This window comes from Candidatus Pelagibacter sp. uisw_098 (assembly GCF_059512505.1).
Window position 1 is genome coordinate 1,363,368 of sequence record NZ_CM183454.1, and the last position, 18,110, is coordinate 1,381,477.

Here is an 18,110-nt window from a genome sequence, read left to right on the forward strand (position 1 = left end):
AATAGTATGACGAATAAAGCAGAAGAATTAAAAATGCATGAGAAGGACACTGGTTCTTCAGAAGTACAAATTGCATTATTAACAGGAAAAATTGAAACTCTTTCAGCGCATATTAAGCAATTCAAAAAAGATAAACACTCATCTGTTGGATTGTTAAGAGCAGTAAATAGAAGAAAAAAATTGTTAGAATATTTAAAGAAAAATAAATTCGATTCTTACAAAAATGTATTAACACAATTAAATTTAAGAAAATAGATAGAAGGAAACGGAAATTAGATGTTCAAAGTATATAAGAAGGAAATTGAAGTAGCAGGTAAGAAAATAAGTTTAGAAACAGGTAAAGTAGCAAGACAGGCAGATGGAGCAATCATTGCTTCATGTGGTGAAACAGTTATTTTAGCAACAGTAGTAGGAGCAAAAAAAGTAAATCCGGATATGGATTATTTTCCGCTATCTGTAAATTACCAAGAAAAATATTATGCAGGTGGTAAAATTCCTGGTGGATATTTTAAAAGAGAAGCAAGACCAACTGAAAGCGAACAATTGATCTCAAGATTAATTGATAGACCAATCAGACCATTGTTTCCAAGTGAATTTAAAAATGAAGTTCAGTTGTTACCAACGGTAATTTCATATGACAAAGACAATCAACCAGATATTTTAGCAATTACAGCTTCTTCAGCAGCACTAGCTATTTCAGGAATGCCGTTTAAGGGCCCTGTTGGTGCTTCAAGAGTTGGTTTAGTTGATGGTAAATATATTTTAAACCCATCAAAAGCAGAGCTAGAAAACTCTACTTTAGATTTGGTTGTGGCAGGTACTAAAGATGCTGTGCTAATGGTTGAGTCTGAGACTAAAGGTTTAACAGAAGAAGTAATGTTAGATGCAGTTAAGTTTGGTCACGAAGGTTTTGTTCCAGTAATCAAAATGATTGAGGAGCTTGCAAAAGAATGTAGAAAACCAGAGTGGACTGTTCAAAAGAAAGACTTGTCTGAAGTTAAGAAAAAACTAGGAGAAGAGTTTACTGCAGATTTAACAAAAGCTTTTGCAACAATAGACAAACAAGATAGATCAAATCAAATTTCAGAAATTTCTGATAAGGCTAAAAAGCTTTTTGCAGAAAATGAAAACTACTCTGATTTTGATGTTAATGATGAATTAAAAAATCTTGAAAAATCTATTGTAAGAACTGACATTCTTAAAAACAAAAAAAGAATTGATGGTAGAGGTTTAGCTGATGTAAGAGCTATTGAGTGTGAAGTTGGTGTTTTACCAAGAACTCATGGATCAGCTCTATTTACTAGAGGTGAAACACAAGCGATTGTTACTACTACTTTAGGTACATCTGATGACGAACAAAGATTGGAAAGTTTAGATGGTCAGCATAGAGAAAGATTTATGCTTCATTACAACTTCCCTCCTTTCTCAGTTGGTGAAACTGGAAGAATTGGAACCGGAAGACGTGAAGTTGGCCATGGAAAATTAGCATGGAGAGCAATTAATTCTTCATTACCTCCAAAAGAAGAGTTCCCTTACACTTTCAGAGTAGTGTCAGATATTACAGAATCTAATGGCTCTTCTTCAATGGCGAGTGTTTGTGGTGCGTCTCTTTCACTAATGGATGCTGGTGTTCCGATTAAAGAACCAGTTGCAGGTATTGCAATGGGATTAATTAAAGAAGGTGATGATTTTAGTGTCTTGTCAGATATTTTAGGTGATGAAGATCATCTGGGAGACATGGACTTTAAAGTTGCTGGAACTAAAGATGGAATTACTTCACTTCAAATGGATATCAAAATTACAGGTATCACATTTGAAATTATGGAGCAGGCTTTAAAACAAGCTAAAGAAGGAAGAGTTCATATCTTAGGTGAAATGAATAAAGTTTTAAGTGAATCAAGAGCTGATGTTGGTGAACACACTCCAAAAATGGAACAAATTACTGTTGATAAAAAAGATATCGCAGCTGTGATTGGAAAAGGTGGAGCAACAATTAGAGAGATTGTTGAAAAATCAGGTGCTAAACTCGATGTGAATGATGAAGGTGTAGTAACTGTTGCTGCTCCAGACGAAGAATCTAGAAACATTGCTATGCAAATGATTAAAGACATCACAGCAAAAGCTGAGATGAATAAAATCTACACAGGTAAAGTAATGAAAATTATGGAGTTTGGTGCATTTGTTAACTTTTTAGGTAAACAAGATGGTCTTGTTCACATTTCAGAACTTGCTGCTAAAAGAGTAGAAAAAGTTACTGATGTTGTAAAAGAAGGCGATGAAGTAAAAGTTAAAGTGATTGGTTTCGATAGAGGTAAAGTTAAACTTTCTATGAAACAAGCTGCTGAATAATACTTTAAATTAAAATTTCAAACCCCTGGAATGAGAGTTCTGGGGGTTTTTTTTATTCAAAATATAATCCAGAAATGTCTGCAACCATATCAGTTTTCTTTTTATTAATTAATTTAAAACCACAATCAGTATAGAATTTAATTAATTGTTGTTCTGACTCTTTTTTATTTCTATCTTTAAATTCTTTTTTAGTTATTTTATTTTTTTGCAGGTCAAATCCAGAATTAAATTGAAGTGGAATAGCATTCAAAAAAGCAAAACATGCATTTCTTCTACAGTCATTTAAAAATGCTGAGATTAATAATTTACCGATACCTTTCCCTCTATACTCTTTATCCACTTCAAGCATATGGAGGTAAATGAAATTATTACTCATAGCCATTATATCTTCTTCATTATAATCAAATAATTTTCGAATTTTAGGAATGACCTTGTTGTACCTATGGTCAAAGTATGGACTAATACTATTTGTATCAGCACTAATGCTATCTAGAATATCATGCAATGTATTCTTTGAGTCATTGATATCAAAAAAATAACCACTAACTTGTCCAACAGAAAAATGCTCTTCTTTTTTTTCATCAAAAACTAAAGCCTTACCTTCAATAGAGTCGGATGAACTTTCATCAAAAAATGTAGCTTTACGATATTTAAAATCAATATATTCAACTAAATTATGTTCAAAAATCATATTAACAACCAAAGCTTACTATGTAATTTTTCATATTTAAACCGACTTATAATTATTTATTAGAGGGGTTTTTGACCCCTCTAAATAAGGCATCTTAGTTTTCAGATCTTTTACCACCTTGATGGTTATAAGGTGGGTAAGCACCATGAGCCTTCTTGTATTTCTCAAGGTGATAAGTTTCCCAATATTTACGCCTATCATCACTTTGTTCATTCATTATAGAATAATAAACAGTATGAATTGGAACACCTTCTGTCTTTTTCTCTTTGAGTCTTCTGGCTAAATTATTGGTTTCACCAATATTTTGTACATGACCATTATAGCAGATTTTATAGATTGCTTTATGTTCAGGAACATTTCCTAGATCTTCAATAGAATGCTCAAACTCTGGAGATAACGGAATAAAATAGTAGCCAGTTTTTTCACATTTTTGTAAAATAACTTTTCTACCAATTCTATCAAGCTGTAGAATAGCTTGTAGTCTAGGAATAGCCCTTAGTACAGAGCGTGTCCCAGAAATTGTTGCACCAGCTCGTCCATTATCTTTACCTTTTAAAATTAAAAAGTTTGATCTAGATGACTCTTGGTCATTATTTGGTCTTATATAAAGTCTCTCAGCTTCTTCAGCATCATCTATTAACGAAAGATAGCAATGTGAATGGTTAACAAGATCTAACTTGTCTACTGTACTAGCTGTTAGATACATCACATCACGTCTTATGGTAACACATGGATCTTTACTTATAAAACCAGATTGTTTTTCAATATCAATGAATTGTAATTCTTCACTTTTATTCATTAGATTTACATTGTTAGACATTAGTTCATCTCCTTTCTTTTTATTATGGTTGCTTTAAAATTAACTAGAACTTGTGGTTCCAGTTCAACTACGTCAGTTACATAGTCTACAAAGTTTCCTGTAAGCATAACTTCAGGAGTATCAACACGGATCATTCTTGAACAAACATCTCCATATTGATCAGCAATTTCATGAACTTCATCATAAAATTTCTGTAGTTGTATAGCTCTCCAGTGATGGTCTTGCTCCACCTTACGTTGGTTTGCTACTGCATGTTTAACAACAAGAATACTTCCATCCTCATTGGTTATTGTTTGTGCACCTACCTCTTCGATAGGCACACCTTTCTTTAGGTCAAAAGACATATTTGTCTCCTTTTAATTAAACGCTTTATTATTTGCTGATTGAAAGGTATAAAAACCCTTGATACACAATCATTCTGAGTGCTGCGTTGTTAAGCACCCCGAATTCTTTAAATTATTCTATCCCATCTTCTTTAATCATATCCACCATATTATCTGCATATCTACTCTCTTCTTCATTTCTCATATCTTCCTCTGCAGCTTGTTTAAACTCTTCATAATTTTCAAATTTATAATCTGGCTCATCATATTTTGAAGTAAACATAAAATCTTTTTTATTAATTGAATAAGGAACTGCAATATTAGCAGCAGTAATTTGATCTTTGATTAAATCAAATAATTCCCCAAGATCAACATTATTAAAAGAGCCAGCTCTCTGAACAAAAATATTTTTTTTATTTAATTTATTTTTCATTTCATCATAACTTGACCTAGGTTTAAAACTTAATTCTAAACCATCACCATTTGAACATGATGTAAAATTGTATATTAAATAATTTCTTCTTATAACTATTGGTTTTACAGTATAATTTCCATAGCCATCTGGGAATTCTGAATAAGGACTATGATCACCTATTTGGTCATCTCCATACTCTATATCAATATCTACCACAGGAGCATCCTTTAAAAGCCCAACATATAAACATATACCTCCTGTATTTTTTAAGCTATCAAGAGCTGTATTACCTGCTGCAGCTGTACTCAAAAATTCTAAGTCATCTGAAAAACTAATTTCATTTGTTTCTTTTTCACTGATATCTGAAACGTCACCCAAAGACTTCAGATGTAATTTTTCAATAATTTTAAATAATTCTTCTATACTATCTTTGACACTAAAATTAACGTTACAATTAAGAAAAGTTTTTCTGTAATTTGTAATATCACCAAAAATTTTTTGACCTTCATCTACATGCTTGAGAGAGCTCTGAATAATATCTGATAATTCTGACAAAGAGTTAATTTTGTATAAGTAAGTATTAAGTTCATTTGGATTATTAGTTTTAAGATCTTCGGTGATATCTTTTAATTGTACTTGTTTTGCAATTCCTTCACTATTTTTATAAATTTTAGTAAATAGCTCTGCCAAATGTTTAAAAAAATATGTGCTTACCTCTTCACCGCTTTCAATTGATGCATAAGTTCTATTACTTACCAAGCTAGCTTTCTCTTTAGTAATTTTATTAGATTTTTTATCTTTTTTTTTTCCATTCAAATAGCCCATGTTTAATGAAGTGTCCTTCTATCTTAGATTTCTTAATACCTAGAGCGCCTCTAATATCTTTAATAGCTGCTATATTTCCTTTGATTTTGTCCATATAAGCTTTTTATCATTTTAATATGTAAATGCACTGCAAATGTAATGCAAATCTATGCAAATAATAAGTTTTTTTTGTTAATATTTTGTGCTATTTTGAAAATTAAATGCAAATTAGTGCAAATTTAATTCTATATGTGTACCTAAAGGCTTATTTATTCATATAGTGTCCTTTATATCTAATAGTGCAAGTTTATTATCTCTAATAGTGGTACCTAATTAGCTTTTCCTCCAAGAGGGCAACCTAAATGAGATCCTTTGTGTGATTTCTATATTTTGAAGGTTTTTTTTAACTAAATTTAGCTTAAATTCAGGTTTTTGTTAATCTAATCTAATAGTGTAACTTTAGTCCAAGTTCTTATAATAATAGTGCAGGTTTATTATCTCTAATAGTGTCACTTTACTAAAAAATGCTGATTTTGTTGGTTTTTAGGTAATATTCTTAGGATCGGGCATCCCAACCTTGTTATATCCAGCATCCACGTAGTGAATTTCACCAGTAACACCAGCTGCAAGGTCGCTTAGTAGATATAAAGCTGAGTTTCCAACATCATGAATATCTACGTTCCTCTTTAAGAAAGAATGATCTGCATTCCATTTGTATAGGAATTTTGCATCACCAATAGCAGAAGCTGCTAAAGTTTTAATAGGTCCAGCACTTATTGCATTCACTCTCATACTTTTAGCTCCTAAATCTCTTGCAAGATATTTAACACTTGCTTCTAAAGCTGATTTACAAACACCCATCACATTATAATTTGGAATAGCCTTAGTAGATTCATAAGTTAAAGTTAATAAACTTCCACCCTCTTTCATTATTTTAGATGCTTCTTTTGCAACTTCGGTAAATGAAAAACATGAGATTAACATGCTTCTTAAAAAATTTTCTCTAGTTGTGTTTAAATATTCACCTGATAATTCTGATTTATCTGAAAATGCAACTGCATGAACAACAAAATCTATTTGCCCCCATTGTGATTTAATATCATCAAAAAGTTTTATAACTTCTTCTTTGTTTTCAACATCACAACTAAAAGTAGCTTTTGAATTTAATTTTTCAGCTAAAGGAATAACTCTTTTCTTTAGTGCATCACCAAGATAAGTGAATGCAAGTTCTGCTCCAGCTTCTGCTAATTTTTGTGAAATGCCCCAAGCGATAGATCTTTCATTGGCAACTCCCATGATCAATCCTCTTTTACCTTTCATTAAACTCATTTAAACCTTTTCAAAAATTAAAGTTGCATTTGTTCCACCAAAACCAAAGCTGTTAGACATTACAGAGTTTAATTTAACACCTGTTTCAGTCTTAGTTACGATTGGAAATTTTTTAGCTTCATCATCCATGTCATTAATGTTAGCTGATGCAGTAATGAAACTATTTTTCATCATGATTAAACTATAAATTGCTTCATGAACCGAAGCAGCACCTAGTGGGTGACCAGAAAGAGATTTAGTAGAACTAATTTTTGGTACCTCAGCACCAAATGCTTCTCCAACACCTCTAAGCTCTGTTATATCTCCAACTGGAGTTGATGTTCCATGAGTGTTTAAGTAGTCCATTTTATTTTTAGCTGTCGCTAAAGCCATCTTCATACATCTAACAGCGCCTTCACCTGATGGGGCTACCATATCGTACCCGTCAGAAGTCGCGCCATAGCCTGTTAATTCAGCATATATGTTTGCTCCTCTAGCTTTTGCATGTTCGTACTCCTCAAGCACTAAAACTCCACCACCACCTGCTATTACAAAGCCATCTCTAGTTTTATCATAAGCTCTAGAAGCGGTTTCAGGTGCATCATTGTATTTAGAAGACAAAGCAGTCATCGCATCAAACATTGCAGTCATAGCCCAGTGTAATTCTTCACTGCCGCCTGCAAATACAACATCTTGTTTACCCATTTGAATTAATTCACTTGCATGACCGATGCAGTGTCCGCTAGTTGCACATGCGGAACTCATCGTATAATTAACTCCTTTGATTTTAAAAGGTACAGCAAGAGTTGCTGAAGATGTACTAGCCATAGTTCTTGGAACAATAAATGGCCCCATTAATTTTGGTGTCTTAGCTCTAGTCTTATCAACCGATAAAACAACATTCTCTATTGAAGGACCTCCAGAACCCATAACGATTCCAGTTTTAAAATTACTTATATCTTTATCCTCTAATCCCGAATCCTTAATAGCTTCTTTCATGGCAATATAATTGTAAGCAGAACCTGAACCCATAAATCTAATTATTTTTCGATCGATGTGGTCTTCAAGTTTAATATTTGGTTTACCATGAATATGGCTTCTTAAATTATGCTCTTTGTATTCTTCACAAAAAGATATTCCTGATTTTGAATTTAAAAGAGACTGATAAACTTCTTCTTGATTATTTCCTAAACAAGAAACAACACCCAAACCTGTAACTACTACTCTTCTCATTATTTAAATAAACCCACTTTTAAATTTTCTGCTGAATATATTTTTTTATCATCTGCAAACAATAAGCCATTTGCAAGGCCAACGGAAGTTCCACCAGGTGACATAATTTTTTTCATATCAATTACATAGGTTGCTTTTTTAACACTTTTTAAAATCTCGCCTGTAAACTTAACTGTACTCACTCCTAAAGCTCTTCCCTTTCCAGGATTACCAAGCCAACCTAGATAAAACCCAACTAGTTGCCACATTGCATCCAAACCAAGACATCCAGGCATAACTGGATCTCCCTTAAAATGACAATCAAAGAACCAAAGGTCATCTTTGATATCTAGCTCAGCCTTTATAATACCTTTATTAAAAGCCCCACCAGCATCACTGATTTCTGTTATTCTATCAAACATCAGCATTGGTGGAAGGGGTAATTTTGCATTACCCGGGCCAAAAAGATCGCCATTTCCGCAACTTATTAGCTCATCGTATGTGAATGAGTTTTTTTTCATAAATTTAAGCACCTTTAATACTTGATTTATTCGGATTATAATATAGAAATAGTTTAGAACTATTATAAACAATAATGACTAATTTAAACATATATACAGAAAAACTAAGACAATCTGGTTTAAGACCAACTAGACAGAGATTAAAAATCTGTGAAGTGCTTTTTTTACCTGAAAAAACCTTCCATTTTACAATAAATGATTTAACTAAAATTATAGAAGAAAAATTAAGTGAAAAAATTTCTTTAGCCACAGTTTATAACACAATTCACGCTTTTAAGAAAAAAGGCTATTTAAAAGAAATTTCAATCAATAGTGATAAAAGTTATTTTGATACAAATATTACAGAGCATCACCATTTTTTTGATGAAGATACCAATGAATTAATTGATTGTAGCAGTGATGATATTGATTCGGTAAATATTAAACAAAATATTACTGGAAAAAAAATAAAATCAGTGGAAGTATTAGTTAAAGTTGCAACTGATAATCAAAATCAAAAATAATTCAATAATTTCAATAGTTTAATATTTACATTAAAATAATTCTAAACTGTTGACTTACAGTTTAGAATGATTATATGTAAACTATAATAATTAAGGAGAAAAATATGTCATTAAAAGGAAGTAAAACAGAAGAAAACTTAAAAGATGCATTTGCAGGTGAAAGCCAAGCAAATAGACGTTATTTATATTTCGCTCAGAAAGCAGATATCGAAGGTTATAACGATGTAGCATCTGTATTTAGATCTACAGCAGAAGGAGAAACAGGTCATGCACACGGACACCTTGAGTATCTTGAAGAAGTTGGTGATCCAGCTACAGGACTACCGATTGGAGAAACTAAAGATAATTTAGCTTCAGCGGTGCAAGGTGAAACACATGAATATACAGACATGTACCCGGGTATGGCAAAAACAGCTAGAGAAGAAGGCTTTTCAGAAATTGCTGATTGGTTTGAAACTTTAGCAAAGGCTGAAAAATCACATGCAGGTAAATTCCAAAAAACATTAGAATCTATTGCGTAAATAAGACTTAATTTATGGTGGGGCTCTTCCCCACCATTAAATCCCAAAATATTAAATATGAGTAAAGAAGGCGGTACAGAAGCACCTATAAGACATCCGATAAATTTTGAACATCCTGATTTTCTAGATCCAAAAAAATTAGATGACGAAATGAGAAGAGCTTTTGATATCTGTCATGGATGTAGAAGATGTTTTAATTTATGCGACTCATTCCCAAAATTATTTGACATGATAGATGAGTCAGAAAATGAGGATGTAGAAAGTTTAAAAAGTGAACAATTTGAACCTGTGGTAGATGCCTGCACATTATGCGACATGTGTTTTATGACTAAGTGTCCGTATGTCCCACCACATGATTTTGATTTAGATTTTCCTCATTTAATGTTGAGATATAGAACAGCTCAAAAAAAATTAAACAAATTACCTATCGTACCAGCACTATTAGCTCAAATTGATAGGAATGCAAAAATTGGTGTTGCTTTATCATCACTAATAAACTGGGCATCAAACATTAAAAATACATTCTTTAGAAAAATATTAGAATTAGTTGCTGGAATTGATATGAGAGTAAAGCTTCCAACTTATAATTCAGAAACATTTACAAATTATTTTAAAAAAAATAATATTCTAACAAATAGTGAAGCCCCATCTAAAGATAGAAAGGTTGTAATTTATTCAACATGCTTTGTTAATTTTAATAAAAAAGATACAGGTGTTGCAGCTTTAAAAGTTTTAAAGAAAAATGGAGTTGAAGTTCAAGAAGCTTACCCAGGATGTTGCGGAATGCCTTACCTTGAACAAGCAGATCTTCCAAAAGTTGTTGAACAAGCCAAGAAAGTATCCAAAGATTTATTGGAATGGGTAGATAAAGGTTATGAAGTTATTACACTAACGGCGAGCTGTGGTCTGATGTTAAAATTTGAATGGCCATTATTATTGCCAAATGATGAAAATATTAAAAGACTTTCAAAAAATACTAGCGATATAGACGAATATATCGTTGATATAGCACAAAATGAAGGCTTGGCAGAAGGTTTGCAAGAAATTGATGGTGGGGTGACAGTTCACAATGCTTGTCATGCTAGAGCTCAGAACATGGGTATTAAATCTAGAGATATGTTGAGATTTATTCCCAATATTAAAATGGATGTTGTTGAAAGATGTGCTGGTCACGGTGGAACTTTTGGAGTTATGAAAGAAACTCATAATCTAGCTGTAAAAGTTGGAACACCAACAGCGAGACAGATTAAAAATAAAAATAATAAATATATGGCTTCTGATTGTCCTTTAGCAGGTAAACATTTAAAACAATTGGAAACAGATACAAACATAGCCAACGATGAGGCACTACACCCCATCGAATTAATGGCAAAAAGTTATAGGTTGTAATTATGAGCAAAGAAGAAAGACAGATTGAAAAAAAAGATTTAATTCCTGCGGATATTTATACAAAAAACAGGAAACAAATTAGAAAAGATCTTATTGAATTTAAAAAAAATAGAAGAATAGCACTTGGGCCTTATGCAACTTTTTATTTTGAAAGTTTTGAAACTATGCTGGCACAAGTTCAAGAAATGCTACATATTGAAAAAGGTGGTGACGAACAATTAAAAGATGAATTAATAGCTTACAACCCCCTAGTTCCAAATGGTAAAGAGCTTATTGCAACGTTAATGTTTGAAATTGACAATCCTCTTTCTAGAGGTGCATTTTTAGGAAAAGTTGGTGGAATAGAAGAAAAAATATTTATGAAAATTGACAATGAAGAGGTAAAAGCAGTACCAGAAACAGATGTGGATAGAACATCGGCAGAAGGAAAAGCTTCTTCGGTACAATTTATTCATTTTAAATTTAATGATGATCAGATTAGTAAAATTAAATCAGGCAATATAAATATCGAACTAGGAATAGATCATAAAGAATATGCACACACTACAAAATTAACTGAAGATAACGTTAAATCATTATCAGCTGATTTTATTTAGTAGACCCCCAAACATTTCTATTTTTAATCCAACCTTTGTAATCATTGGTTATTATATTGCACCAGTCATCTTTACATTTCATGATGACTAGCAATCTTCCTTTTTCTAATTTTGCGAGAGGTTCAGAAAAATTAGAAGGTTTTTTAAATAAAATCTTTTCTTTTATGGTGATGATAGAGTTTGATGGTTTTAGCTGACTCCAGTGTATCCAGCCACTATTGTTATCTAAAAATATAACTCTTCTCCAGTTTTCTTTTTTATCTATTTGCTTTACAGGCAAGTTAACTTTTCTATAAATATATTTAATTGGATAATCTAGACCAGGCCCATACCTAACATTTGTCTTATTTTTTTTTAAAGATAGAAATTTTTCTTCAGCATTTAATAACTGCATTCCTAAAATTGATAGACATAAAAACCAAATAGTTACTTTTTTTGTCATTTACAAAAACAATTTTTTCTTTTTTTTAATTTAACTTTTCTAAATTTTAAATGAAGTAAATCTAGAATAAAAATGTATCCATCAAGTCCTGTTCCAATATTTAGTATTTTTTTTAATACTTCATTTGCCTGGATAGTACCCACAATTCCCGCAACAGTTCCAATAACACCCTCAGACTCACAGTTTAATAAATCATCTGAAATATTAGATTCTTGAAAAAAACACCTTAAACAAGGAACTTTTTTATTTTTAAAACTAAAAGTGAATACATGTCCATCAAACTTGCTAATTGCTCCAGTTACAAGGGTTTTTTTAAATTTTAAACAAAAATCATTTAATAAAAATTTTGTCTTAAAATTATCTGATCCATCAACTATATAATCATAATTATTAATAATTTTCTTAAAGTTTTTATTACTTAATCTAATTTTATAAATTGTGACTTTTGTATTGGGATTTATCTTTTTAATTTTATCTTTTGCTATTTTGACTTTATATTTTCCAATATCAGAAGTGCTATAAAGACTTTGTCTGTGTAAATTAGAAAGACTTACCTTATCATCATCAATAATTCCTAGTGATCCAATTCCAGCCCTTGAAAGAAATTCTGCAACTGGAGATCCAAGACCACCAGCTCCAACAATTAAAACTTTAGAATATAGAATTTTTTTTTGACCTAAAATGCCAATATCTTTAAGCACTATTTGTCTTGAAAATCTCTCAATTATTTTTTTATTCAGTTGGCTTTTCATTTACCAGTTGAACCAAATCCACCTTCACCCCTTAAAGTATCTAGTAAATTATCTGTTTCTTCTAATTCCATTTTAATAATCGGTGTTAAGATCATCTGTGCCACTCTATCCTTGTTATTAATTATAAAATCTTCTTTTCCGTGATTAAAGAGGATAATTTTAATCTCACCCCTGTAATCACTGTCAATAGTTCCTGGAGTATTTAAAACAGTTATACCTTTTTTTGCAGCAAGACCTGAACGAGGACGAATTTGTACCTCATAATCCTCTGAAAATGCCATAGAAAGCCCTGTAGGTACTAAATATGAGCTATTGGGAGATATTTTAATTGGCTCTTCTACAAAGGCCATTAAGTCCATACCAGAAGCACCACTTGTTTTGTAAACTGGAAGTTCTACGTCGGGGTTTAATTTTTTGATCAATACTCTTGCCATTAAATTTTAGTTTAACTGTTTAATAACTCTATCTGTTATTTCTTCTGAGATCTCAGATTTTTTTTTCATAACAAGTTTTTCATTTTTTATTTCTTTGTCTTTATAAAAAATTGAAACTTCATTAAAATCAGAATCAAATCCAATAGAATTATTAGATACATCATTTGCTATTATCCAATCACAGTTTTTTTCAACTAGTTTTTTTTGAGCATTCTCTTGAATGTTATTTGTCTCAGCTGCAAATCCAATAACTAATTTTGGCCTAAGAGAGTTATGTTTTGATACATAGTTTAAAATATCAATATTTTTTTCAAGCTCTAAATTTAAATATTCTTGTTTCTTCATCTTTTCATTTTTTCTCTCTTTTATTTTAAAGTCAGCAACGGCGGCAGAAAAAATTGCTACATCGGCAGGTAAATTTTCTTGTGTTGCTTTAAACATTTCATCTGCTGTTTCAACTTTAATTAAATTTATATTACTATCTATTTGTAGGTTCGTAGGTCCAGAAATTAGAGTTGTTTGAAATCCTCTTTTTGCCAGGGATTTCGCCAAAGCATATCCTTGCTTTCCAGAAGATTTATTTGTTATAAATCTAACAGGATCAATATACTCATTAGTTGGTCCTGCAGTTACTAGAGCTTTTAATTTTTGATTTTTATCTAATTCACCAAAGTATGTCTCAATTGTTCTAAAAATATCTTTTGCTTCAGTCATTTTTCCTTCACCAAATTCTCCACAAGCCATACCTCCAATTTCAGGGCCAATTATTTTATACCCATAAGATTTTAATTTATTGAGGTTTTGTTTAGTTGAAGGATGCTCCCACATCCTAACATTCATAGCGGGTGTCAAAAAAACATCCTTGTCAGATGCAAGAATTACTGTTGAGGCTAAATCATCTGAAGATCCAGTGCTTAATTTGGAAATAGTATTTGCGGTAGCAGGAACAACAAGTATTACATCTGCCCATCTAGAGAGTGATATATGGTCCATTTCAGCTTCATTTTCAGCATTGAATAAATCATCATAAACTTTTCCTTGAGAAAGTGAGGCCACTGATAAGGGTGTTACAAATTTCTTGGCGCTGTTAGTAAGTATAGTTTTAACTTCTACATCTTGTTTTTTTAATAATCTAATTAGCTCTAAACTCTTGTATGCAGATATACCTCCACATATTATTAAAAGTATTTTTTTCTGGGATAAATTATTCATCGGGCAAATTAAAATACTAATAGGCCAAAGATTACAAGCAATAATAAACCAACAATAGACTGGTTTCTAAACGTAATCATTTCAGATCTTTTTTCATTTAAAGCTGTATAGGAGTTTGAATTATGAGGTATTTGTCCACTTGCTAAAAATGTAAGTGCTTGATTAGCTTTATCCATAATCTCTGGAAAATCAGGCAATCTCTTAATTACTTCAGTAGTACTTTTTAAGCCTTCATTTAAAGTATTAATAGGGTCTTTAGTTTCTCTTAACCAATTTTCTAAAACTGGCTTTGATGTTTCCCATATATTAGTATTAGGATTAAGCTTTCTGGCAACTCCCTCAACAACAACCATGGTTTTTTGTAACATTAATAATTGAGGCTGGGTTTGCATATTAAATTTTTCAGTAACATCAAAGAGTTGTTTTAATAATTTTCCACCGGAAATATCTTTAACAGATTGACCAAAAATTGGCTCACCAATTGAGCGTAATGCTTGAGCGAGATCATCAACTGGCACATCTTTAGGCACAAGGCCAGCAACCAAGTGTACTTCGGCAACTTTTTTATAATCTCTCTGAATAAAACCAAATAAAATCTCTGCTAAAAACCTTTTGCTGAGGTTGTCCAGTCTGCCCATAATACCAAAATCTATTGGTACGATTTGTGCATTATTATCAATAAATATATTTCCTTGATGCATATCTGCATGAAAAAACCCATCTCTAACAGCGTGTCTTAGAAAATGTTGAATAATATCAGAGGCAATTCTTTTAGTATCAATATTTCTTTTTTGTAAATTTTCAGTTTCCCGAATAGAAACGCCATCTACCCAATCAAGTGTCATTACATTTTCACTTGTAAAATTCCAATAGATAACAGGGACTCTAAAACCTGCATCATTCTTTGTATTTTCTGCATATTCGTTTGCAGCAGCAGCTTCGAACCTTAAGTCCATTTCTAGATTGGTTATCTCTTTAAGTAAAAAAACAACTTCAATTAATTTTAATCTTTTGGTTTTTTTAATAAACGATTCAATAAAAAAAGCAAAAAGCATCAGTGCATCTATTTCTTCATTAAATATTTTTTTAATATCAGGCCTTAAGATTTTAATAGCTACATCTTTTATTGTGCCATTGTCATTTATTTTAGCTTTATGAACTTGAGCTATTGAAGCCGCAGCTACTGGCTCGCTTAAATCAATTATTGTGTTGAAAGTTTCTTCTCCTAAATCTTTTTTAATGATTGCCTTTGCTTCAGATAGAGAAAAAGCAGGAAGCCTATCTTGTAAGCCCTCTAACTGTTTAGCTAATTCGTCACCAATTATATCTGGTCTCGTAACTAAAAATTGTCCCAATTTAATAAATGTTGTTCCCATTGACTGTAACGATTTAGAGAGTCTTTCACCCTCAGTGGTATCTAAGTTAATTTTTTTGGAATTAGAAAGAGAAAACGATAGTATTTGAAATATAATTTTAATAGCTAGAGGAGGTTTTTTAAATTTAGAAACAACGTTTAAGATGTCAGATTTAGCTAACTTTCTTCCTAATTTAAATAATGTTAATAGTTTTTTAATCATTATATCTTCCAACCAGAGTGAATCGCTACAATTCCACCAGATAAGTTTCTGTAACTGCAATTTTCAAATTTATTTTTTTTCATTAGATCAATTAACTCTTCTTGATTAATAAATTCTTCAATACTTTTGACTAAATATTCATAGGGTTCTTTTTTACCTGCAACTGCTTTTCCAATTAAAGGGATAAGTTTTGAATAATTTTTATAAATAAAATCTAGATTTGAGTTTTGAATTTTCGAAAATTCTAAACATAAGTAACGACCACCTGGTTTTAAAACACGATAAGCCTCTGATAGCGCTTTATTAAGATTCTTAGTATTACGTAAGCCAAAGCTAATTGTGTAATAATCACAAGAATTATCTATAATAGGTAACTTTTCAGCTGGAGCAATCACCCAGTTAATATTTTTATAATTAGCCAACTTGGTTTTACCTTTACTAACCATTCCTTTATTAGGGTCTACACAAAAAATTTTACCATCTTTATTAGTTAAATCTAAAAAAAGTTTACCTAGATCACCAGTGCCACAGGCAACATCAATTAAAATTTTATTTCTCGAGGGATTCATCCAACTTATTAAATCTCTTTTCCAAATCCTATGAACACCAAGAGACATGAAGTCATTCATTAAATCATATTTATCATAAACATTATCAAAGACATCTTGAACAAGTCCTTTTTTATTTTGGAGATATTGTTGCATGTTAAATTTATTATTTACTGATAATATAACGTCAAATGCCAGAATTACCAGAAGTAGAAATAGTTAAACAATCGCTAGCTAAAAAAATAGAACAAAAAAAAATCAAGAAAGTAATAATTAAAAACAGAAATTTAAGGTTTAAAATTCCCCAAAAATTTGAAGAATTATTAAAAAACAAAATTGTTAAGAAAGTTACTAGGTTTTCTAAATATTTAATCTTAAATTTTTCTGACAGTTCATTTTGTTTAATTCATTTAGGAATGTCAGGAACTATTCATTTAATTAAAAAAAATAACTTGAATAAATTTACCAATGCTAGTTTTTACAATTCTCCAAACTTTCCAAAAAAACATAATCATGTTGAAATACAATTCAAAGATTTAAAAGTTATTTACAATGACCCTAGAAGGTTTGGTTTTTTTAAATTTATAGGTAATAAGCAAGAGCTAATAAATAGATTTAGTCACTTAGGACCAGAGCCATTTTTTAAAAATTTTAATTTAAAATATCTGCTAAAATATTTTTTTAATAAAAAAAAGAACATAAAAAGTTTTCTAATAGATCAAAAATTTGTATCCGGTATAGGTAATATTTATGCAAGTGAAATTTTATTTCTAAGTAAAATTAATCCAACAACTTATGCAATGAAATTATCGAAAGAAGAGTGTAAAAAAATTATTATTTTTTCAAAAAATGTGCTTAATAAAGCCATTAAAAAAGGTGGCTCAAGTATTCGTGATTTTAAGAATACCTCTGGGGAAACCGGTAATTTTCAAAAAGAATTTAAAGTTTATCAAAGAGAAAATCTAAATTGTGTAAGAAATAAATGTACTGGAAAAATAAAGAAAATATTTATATCCAATAGATCCACTTTTTTTTGTAATACCTGCCAAAAATAAGCAATTATTCTATTGACCAGTATAAATTCTCGAGCTATACCACTGCGCTTATGGCAAATACAAAATCGGCAATTAAAAGAATTAGAAAAATTGCTACTCAAACACTAGTTAATAAGGCTCGTAAGAGTAAATACAGGAATGCTATAAAAAAAATGAACCTTCTTCTTGAAGAAAAGAAAAAAGAAGAAGCTTTAAAATTCTTGCCAAAGTTGAACTCTGAATTAATGAAAGTTGCAAAGACTGGAATTATTAAGAAAGCTAACGCTTCACGAAATGTTTCACGAATAACAAAAAAAATCTCAGCATTATAAAAACTACCCACGGTTGCTTCGAAATTTCAACTAAAAGTACTTATACTAAATAAGATTTTTTTTTAAAAAGCAATACCATATCTTGATTTAGTAAAGTTTATATTTTGTAAATCATGCACTCACAGATTTTAAATTTTAAAAATTTAAGCGTGTAAATAACTGACACTGTTACAAAAATTTTTTAAGAATAAAAACAGATTACTTTATAAAAGTAATTGTTCTCGTTAAAAATAATTCACCTACAGATTTTATTTATTTTAGAATATACAAACTTTTTTATTGTATAATTTCTTTTTTCCTTCTAACTAACTCTATTCCTACAAATTT

The 18,110-nt window shown here is 30.7% G+C and carries 22 protein-coding genes; 8 read left to right on the forward strand and 14 right to left on the reverse strand.

From position 1 onward, the window contains the following. Positions 1-6: 6 nt before the first annotated feature. Complete coding sequence (gene rpsO, locus AC5YF9_RS07385) at positions 7-255, forward strand: 30S ribosomal protein S15 (RefSeq protein ID WP_415278299.1); 249 nt, start codon at positions 7-9, stop codon at positions 253-255. 21 nt (positions 256-276) lie between these two features. Continuing rightward, positions 277-2,349, forward strand: coding sequence for a polyribonucleotide nucleotidyltransferase (gene pnp / locus AC5YF9_RS07390; protein ID WP_415304025.1), 2,073 nt, complete (start codon positions 277-279; stop codon positions 2,347-2,349). 52 nt (positions 2,350-2,401) lie between these two features. Here the strand turns inward: pnp and AC5YF9_RS07395 are convergent, their stop codons facing one another. From AC5YF9_RS07395 to fabA, 8 genes are all read right to left on the reverse strand, one after another. Further along, positions 2,402-3,040, reverse strand: a complete 639-nt coding sequence (locus AC5YF9_RS07395; RefSeq protein WP_415304026.1) for a GNAT family N-acetyltransferase — start codon at positions 3,038-3,040, stop codon at positions 2,402-2,404. 94 nt (positions 3,041-3,134) lie between these two features. Next, entirely contained in the window at positions 3,135-3,860 is a 726-nt protein-coding gene (locus AC5YF9_RS07400) for a hypothetical protein (RefSeq protein WP_415290606.1), read from the reverse strand. Further along, positions 3,860-4,204 (reverse strand): hypothetical protein, encoded by a 345-nt coding sequence (locus AC5YF9_RS07405; RefSeq protein WP_415290607.1) that lies wholly within the window; start codon positions 4,202-4,204, stop codon positions 3,860-3,862. The genes AC5YF9_RS07400 and AC5YF9_RS07405 overlap by 1 nt, the downstream gene beginning before the upstream one ends. A gap of 112 nt (positions 4,205-4,316) precedes the next feature. After that, on the reverse strand, positions 4,317-5,423 hold the full coding sequence (locus AC5YF9_RS07410; protein WP_496169896.1) for a hypothetical protein: 1,107 nt from the start codon (positions 5,421-5,423) through the stop codon (positions 4,317-4,319). After that, entirely contained in the window at positions 5,392-5,517 is a 126-nt protein-coding gene (locus tag AC5YF9_RS07415; RefSeq protein ID WP_496169897.1) for a hypothetical protein, read from the reverse strand. Before AC5YF9_RS07415 ends, AC5YF9_RS07410 begins: the two co-directional genes overlap by 32 nt. A 428-nt stretch (positions 5,518-5,945) precedes the next feature. Beyond that, entirely contained in the window at positions 5,946-6,731 is a 786-nt protein-coding gene (locus AC5YF9_RS07420; RefSeq protein ID WP_415304029.1) for an enoyl-ACP reductase FabI, read from the reverse strand. Beyond that, positions 6,732-7,943 (reverse strand): beta-ketoacyl-ACP synthase I, encoded by a 1,212-nt coding sequence (gene fabB, locus AC5YF9_RS07425; RefSeq protein ID WP_415304030.1) that lies wholly within the window; start codon positions 7,941-7,943, stop codon positions 6,732-6,734. Continuing rightward, a complete protein-coding gene (fabA, locus tag AC5YF9_RS07430; protein ID WP_415304031.1) occupies positions 7,943-8,443 on the reverse strand; it encodes a bifunctional 3-hydroxydecanoyl-ACP dehydratase/trans-2-decenoyl-ACP isomerase in 501 nt (166 codons plus the stop codon). The genes fabB and fabA overlap by 1 nt, the downstream gene beginning before the upstream one ends. Before the next feature lie 74 nt (positions 8,444-8,517). On the opposite strand from fabA, the gene AC5YF9_RS07435 reads away from it, so the two are divergent. From AC5YF9_RS07435 to AC5YF9_RS07450, 4 genes are all read left to right on the forward strand, one after another. Next, positions 8,518-8,946, forward strand: a complete 429-nt coding sequence (locus tag AC5YF9_RS07435) for a Fur family transcriptional regulator (RefSeq protein WP_415304032.1) — start codon at positions 8,518-8,520, stop codon at positions 8,944-8,946. 104 nt (positions 8,947-9,050) lie between these two features. Then, positions 9,051-9,467: a rubrerythrin family protein gene (locus tag AC5YF9_RS07440; RefSeq protein ID WP_415304033.1), complete on the forward strand. Its 417-nt coding sequence runs from the start codon at positions 9,051-9,053 to the stop codon at positions 9,465-9,467. Positions 9,468-9,524: 57 nt separating this feature from the next. Continuing rightward, on the forward strand, positions 9,525-10,856 hold the full coding sequence (locus AC5YF9_RS07445) for a (Fe-S)-binding protein (protein ID WP_415304034.1): 1,332 nt from the start codon (positions 9,525-9,527) through the stop codon (positions 10,854-10,856). Between the two features lie 2 nt (positions 10,857-10,858). Continuing rightward, entirely contained in the window at positions 10,859-11,452 is a 594-nt protein-coding gene (locus AC5YF9_RS07450) for a DUF3501 family protein (RefSeq protein ID WP_415304035.1), read from the forward strand. On the opposite strand, the gene AC5YF9_RS07455 is transcribed toward AC5YF9_RS07450, so the two are convergent. Genes AC5YF9_RS07455 through ubiE form a run of 6 tightly spaced genes read right to left on the reverse strand, consistent with a single transcriptional unit; the run spans position 11,445 to position 16,573 of the window. After that, positions 11,445-11,894 carry an SH3 domain-containing protein gene (locus tag AC5YF9_RS07455; protein WP_415304036.1) on the reverse strand — a complete coding sequence of 150 codons (450 nt, stop codon included), beginning with the start codon at positions 11,892-11,894 and terminating at the stop codon, positions 11,445-11,447. The genes AC5YF9_RS07450 and AC5YF9_RS07455 overlap by 8 nt on opposite strands. Next, the gene (locus tag AC5YF9_RS07460) at positions 11,891-12,646 is read right to left on the reverse strand and encodes a HesA/MoeB/ThiF family protein (RefSeq protein WP_415304037.1); all 756 of its coding nucleotides are present in this window, start codon (positions 12,644-12,646) and stop codon (positions 11,891-11,893) included. Before AC5YF9_RS07460 ends, AC5YF9_RS07455 begins: the two co-directional genes overlap by 4 nt. Beyond that, positions 12,643-13,080, reverse strand: coding sequence for a dUTP diphosphatase (gene dut / locus AC5YF9_RS07465; protein WP_415304038.1), 438 nt, complete (start codon positions 13,078-13,080; stop codon positions 12,643-12,645). Before dut ends, AC5YF9_RS07460 begins: the two co-directional genes overlap by 4 nt. A gap of 6 nt (positions 13,081-13,086) precedes the next feature. Then, positions 13,087-14,292, reverse strand: a complete 1,206-nt coding sequence (gene coaBC / locus AC5YF9_RS07470) for a bifunctional phosphopantothenoylcysteine decarboxylase/phosphopantothenate--cysteine ligase CoaBC (RefSeq protein ID WP_415304039.1) — start codon at positions 14,290-14,292, stop codon at positions 13,087-13,089. Between the two features lie 8 nt (positions 14,293-14,300). After that, positions 14,301-15,869, reverse strand: a complete 1,569-nt coding sequence (gene ubiB / locus AC5YF9_RS07475) for a 2-polyprenylphenol 6-hydroxylase (protein WP_415304040.1) — start codon at positions 15,867-15,869, stop codon at positions 14,301-14,303. Beyond that, entirely contained in the window at positions 15,869-16,573 is a 705-nt protein-coding gene (ubiE, locus tag AC5YF9_RS07480) for a bifunctional demethylmenaquinone methyltransferase/2-methoxy-6-polyprenyl-1,4-benzoquinol methylase UbiE (RefSeq protein WP_415304041.1), read from the reverse strand. Before ubiE ends, ubiB begins: the two co-directional genes overlap by 1 nt. A 35-nt stretch (positions 16,574-16,608) precedes the next feature. Here ubiE and mutM point away from each other — a divergent pair, with 35 nt between their 5' ends. Continuing rightward, complete coding sequence (gene mutM / locus AC5YF9_RS07485) at positions 16,609-17,472, forward strand: bifunctional DNA-formamidopyrimidine glycosylase/DNA-(apurinic or apyrimidinic site) lyase (protein ID WP_415304042.1); 864 nt, start codon at positions 16,609-16,611, stop codon at positions 17,470-17,472. Between the two features lie 50 nt (positions 17,473-17,522). Then, positions 17,523-17,783: a 30S ribosomal protein S20 gene (gene rpsT / locus AC5YF9_RS07490; RefSeq protein WP_415304043.1), complete on the forward strand. Its 261-nt coding sequence runs from the start codon at positions 17,523-17,525 to the stop codon at positions 17,781-17,783. Positions 17,784-18,110 lie beyond the last annotated feature (327 nt).

Bases quoted from the DNA above. Each gene is read 5' to 3' on its own strand.
- rpsO (WP_415278299.1), top strand. From the start codon at position 7: ATGACGAATAAAGCAGAAGAATTAAAAATGCATGAGAAGGACACTGGT.
- pnp (WP_415304025.1), top strand. From the start codon at position 277: ATGTTCAAAGTATATAAGAAGGAAATTGAAGTAGCAGGTAAGAAAATA.
- AC5YF9_RS07395 (WP_415304026.1), bottom strand. From the start codon at position 3,040: ATGATTTTTGAACATAATTTAGTTGAATATATTGATTTTAAATATCGT.
- AC5YF9_RS07400 (WP_415290606.1), bottom strand. From the start codon at position 3,860: ATGTCTAACAATGTAAATCTAATGAATAAAAGTGAAGAATTACAATTC.
- AC5YF9_RS07405 (WP_415290607.1), bottom strand. From the start codon at position 4,204: ATGTCTTTTGACCTAAAGAAAGGTGTGCCTATCGAAGAGGTAGGTGCA.
- AC5YF9_RS07410 (WP_496169896.1), bottom strand. From the start codon at position 5,423: ATGGGCTATTTGAATGGAAAAAAAAAAGATAAAAAATCTAATAAAATT.
- AC5YF9_RS07415 (WP_496169897.1), bottom strand. From the start codon at position 5,517: ATGGACAAAATCAAAGGAAATATAGCAGCTATTAAAGATATTAGAGGC.
- AC5YF9_RS07420 (WP_415304029.1), bottom strand. From the start codon at position 6,731: ATGAGTTTAATGAAAGGTAAAAGAGGATTGATCATGGGAGTTGCCAAT.
- fabB (WP_415304030.1), bottom strand. From the start codon at position 7,943: ATGAGAAGAGTAGTAGTTACAGGTTTGGGTGTTGTTTCTTGTTTAGGA.
- fabA (WP_415304031.1), bottom strand. From the start codon at position 8,443: ATGAAAAAAAACTCATTCACATACGATGAGCTAATAAGTTGCGGAAAT.
- AC5YF9_RS07435 (WP_415304032.1), top strand. From the start codon at position 8,518: ATGACTAATTTAAACATATATACAGAAAAACTAAGACAATCTGGTTTA.
- AC5YF9_RS07440 (WP_415304033.1), top strand. From the start codon at position 9,051: ATGTCATTAAAAGGAAGTAAAACAGAAGAAAACTTAAAAGATGCATTT.
- AC5YF9_RS07445 (WP_415304034.1), top strand. From the start codon at position 9,525: ATGAGTAAAGAAGGCGGTACAGAAGCACCTATAAGACATCCGATAAAT.
- AC5YF9_RS07450 (WP_415304035.1), top strand. From the start codon at position 10,859: ATGAGCAAAGAAGAAAGACAGATTGAAAAAAAAGATTTAATTCCTGCG.
- AC5YF9_RS07455 (WP_415304036.1), bottom strand. From the start codon at position 11,894: ATGACAAAAAAAGTAACTATTTGGTTTTTATGTCTATCAATTTTAGGA.
- AC5YF9_RS07460 (WP_415304037.1), bottom strand. From the start codon at position 12,646: ATGAAAAGCCAACTGAATAAAAAAATAATTGAGAGATTTTCAAGACAA.
- dut (WP_415304038.1), bottom strand. From the start codon at position 13,080: ATGGCAAGAGTATTGATCAAAAAATTAAACCCCGACGTAGAACTTCCA.
- coaBC (WP_415304039.1), bottom strand. From the start codon at position 14,292: ATGAATAATTTATCCCAGAAAAAAATACTTTTAATAATATGTGGAGGT.
- ubiB (WP_415304040.1), bottom strand. From the start codon at position 15,869: ATGATTAAAAAACTATTAACATTATTTAAATTAGGAAGAAAGTTAGCT.
- ubiE (WP_415304041.1), bottom strand. From the start codon at position 16,573: ATGCAACAATATCTCCAAAATAAAAAAGGACTTGTTCAAGATGTCTTT.
- mutM (WP_415304042.1), top strand. From the start codon at position 16,609: ATGCCAGAATTACCAGAAGTAGAAATAGTTAAACAATCGCTAGCTAAA.
- rpsT (WP_415304043.1), top strand. From the start codon at position 17,523: ATGGCAAATACAAAATCGGCAATTAAAAGAATTAGAAAAATTGCTACT.